Source organism: Protofrankia sp. CiP1_Cm_nod2, from assembly GCF_920664355.1.
Classification (GTDB): Bacteria; Actinomycetota; Actinomycetes; order Frankiales; family Frankiaceae; genus Protofrankia.
In genome coordinates this window covers 1-3126 of sequence record NZ_CAKKTL010000274.1, presented here as the reverse complement: position 1 = coordinate 3126, position 3126 = coordinate 1, and the positions used below count along the sequence as shown (strand labels likewise).

Annotated in this window: 1 protein-coding gene; it reads right to left on the bottom strand. The window is 75.9% G+C overall.

The window, feature by feature from the left end:
- A partial coding sequence (locus NBW84_RS21415; RefSeq protein WP_250286810.1) for a type I polyketide synthase occupies positions 1-3126 on the bottom strand: 3126 nt, incomplete at both ends.

Below are 3126 nucleotides of genomic sequence, written 5' to 3'. Positions count from 1 at the left end.
AGAGCCCGGAGCAGGTCGAGCTGCTTGTCGAGAAGTCTGATGACGTTGTCCATATGTGACTCCGGAGAGTAAGTGATCATATTGGCCGCGCGGGGGACGGGCAGCGGAGCCTCGCCCCGAGGCCCCGCGACAGCCCGCTTCCCACCGGGGGCGGGCGGGTGGGCCGTGGCAAGGTTTCCGGCACCGCCGGCACGCTTCGGGGCGGCGGCCGACGTCATCCGGACGGGCCCGGTGCCGGTGGAGCCGTCGCTCACGGTCCCGCCGCTTGTGGCTCCGTTGTTCATGGCCCTGCCGGTTACGGCCCTGCCGGTTACGGCCTGGCCGTCCGCTGTGGACGCAGCCGGCCTGGTGCCGTGCTGTCCGGGCACGGCGTCCGGCCCGGTGCCGCGTCCGGCCGGGGTGATGGCCGGCCCGCTGTCCGGCCCGGCCGGCGAGCCAGGCCGGGCCGGCCTGCCGGCGGCATTGATACGTACCGAGTAGGCGCTGGTGACCAGCGGCGAGGGAGGCAGGGCCACCAGCTCCCGCTCGCCGGGGCCGAACAGCGGCAGGACGTCGAGCGGGACGCCCAGGCAGGCCAGCTGGCCGAGGCCGGCGAGCAGCGTGCGGCCGTCGTCGGGCCGGCCCGCGGCCAGGGCCACGTACCTGGCCTGGACCGATCCGGCCAGGGAACGGTGCGCCATGGACAGCAGCGAGTCGCCACCGAACGCCTGGACGAAGATCCGTGCACCCGCCGCGGCCGCGTCACGGACCGCGTCCATGAAGCGCACCGGAGCCGAGCAGTGCCGTGCCCACAGCGTCCGCAGCTCCCGCGGGTCGTCGCACCGTTGCCCGCTGACCGAGGAGGCGATGACCGCCCGCGGGGCCCGGATGGGCAGGGCCGCCAGCGTGTCCGCCATCCGGGCGTCCGCCTCGGCCACCAGGGGGGAGTGGAAGGCGTGCGAGACCCGCAGCTGTCTGGTCGTGACGCCCTCGGCGGCACCGCGTTCGCGGAGCCGTTCCAGCGCGCTCAGCCAGCCGCTGGCGACGAGCTGCGAGGGATGGTTGACGCAGCCGAGCCACACCCCGTCGATGCCGGCGGCGAGCCGGTGGAACATTGCCTCGTCGGTGTGGAGCGCGAGCATGCCGCCGCGCCACGCGGGCTGCGCGCCGGCGACGGCCGCGCCCCGTTCGGCCAGGAAGCGCAGGGCGTCGGCCGGTTCCACGGCGCCCGCGGCCACCGCCGCCGGCAGTTCCCCGACGCTGTGGCCGATGCAGACGTCCGCCCGCAGCCCGCAGCGCGCCAGCAGCTCGCCGACCGCGATGCCCAGCGCCCCGAGCACGGGCTGGCAGATCTCGGTCGCGGTCAGGGCTGTCTCTGCTGTCTCGGCCGCCTCCGTCGTCTCGGCTGCCCGCTGACCGGCGTCCGGACGCGCGTCCCACACGAGCTCGGCCAGGCGGCGGCCGAGCAACGGGCGCAGGACCTCGTCCGACGCGTCGGCCGGCGCGGCGAAGCCGGCGAACCGTTCGTACAGGTCGGCGAGCATGCCCGGCCGTTGGATGCCCTGCCCGGGGAACATCAGGGCGGTCCGGCGGTCCGCCTCGGGCAGTGGGGCGGACACGGCGTAGCCGCCGCCCGGCAGCTCGCCGAGGCGGCCGGCCCGCAGCCGGGCCGTGGCCTCGGTGAGCCGCTGGCACACCTGGGCGCGGGATGTCGCGACCAGGCTCAGCCGGGCCGGGAGCAGCTCACGGGTGGCGAGGGTGTGGGAGAGCGCGGCCGGTGTGATCGTCGGGTCGGCCTCCACCGTGTCCCGGACGGCCTCGGCGTGGCTGGCGAGCAGCTCCACCGAGCCCGCGGACAGCAGCAGCAGCCATGGCCGCCCCGGCGGGGAGTCCGGCGCTGCCTGGCAGTCCGCCCGGCTGTCCGCCCGGCCGTCCGCCCGGCGTCGCGCCCGTTCCATGATCACGTGCACGTTGGTGCCGCCGAAGCCGAACGAGCTGATCGCGCCCCGCCGGGGCCGCTCCTCGGTGTCGGTCCACACCCGGGGCTCGGTCGGGACGCGCAGCCCGGCCTCGGCCAGCGGCAGGGCCGGGTCGGGCCGGATCTCCGGCTGCGGCGGGACGATCCCGTGGTGCAGCGCGAGCGCCATCTTCACCAGGCTCGCCGCCCCGGCCGCCGCCAGGGTGTGGCCGATGAGGGCCTTGGCCGAGAGCAGGTCGCACGGCCCGGCCGTGGGGTCTTCCGCGCGCAGGTCCCGCAGCGCGGTGGTCTCGGTCCGGTCACCGACGGTGGTTCCCGTGCCGTGGGCCTCGATCACGCTTACCGTGCCCGGGGCCACACCGGCGTCGGCGTAGGCGGCCCGCAGCGCGGCAAGCTGCCCATGGGCGCTCGGCGTCATCGGGCCGGCGGCGCGGCCGTCGTTGGTGATGCCGATGCCGCGGATCACCGCGTACACCCGGTCACCGTCGGCCAGCGCGTCCGCGAGGGGACGCAGGACGGCGACCCCGCCGCCCTCGCCGAGGACGAACCCGTCGGCGCGCTCGTCGAAGGGACGGCACACCCCGCTCGGCGAGAGCGCACCCACCCGGGAGAAGGAGATCAGCGCGTCCGGGGCCAGGTTGAGGAAGACCCCGCCGACCAGGGCGACCCGGCACACCCCGGTGCGCAGCGCGAGGACCGCTTCATGCAGCGCCACCAGCACGGACGAGCAGGCGGAGTCGATGGCGAACGCGGGGCCGCCGAGGTCGAACACACTGCTGATCGTTCCGGCCGCCATGTTGGGCAGGCAGCCCGCCAGGGTGTACGCGTGCGGTGCGGCGATGCCGGCGTCCGCGGCCCGCTCGGCCGCGGCGAGCAGGTCCGGGTCGGCCTCGCCGCCGTGCAGCGAGCCGTCCGCGAGCAGGCTCGCCCGTATCCGGGCGCCGGCCAGCTCCCGGTAGTCGGACTGGCTGATGCCCATGTAGACGCCGGTGTGTGCCCGGTCGAACGGGCGGCGTTCCAGGCCGGCGTCCTGCAGCGCCTCACGGGCGAGGTCGACCAGTAGCCGCTGCTGCGGGTCCATCGCCCGGGCGCGCAGCGGTGGGATCCGGTAGTGCGCCGCCGCGAACCGGTCGACGTCGTCGACGAAGGCGACCCGGTCGGTATAGGCC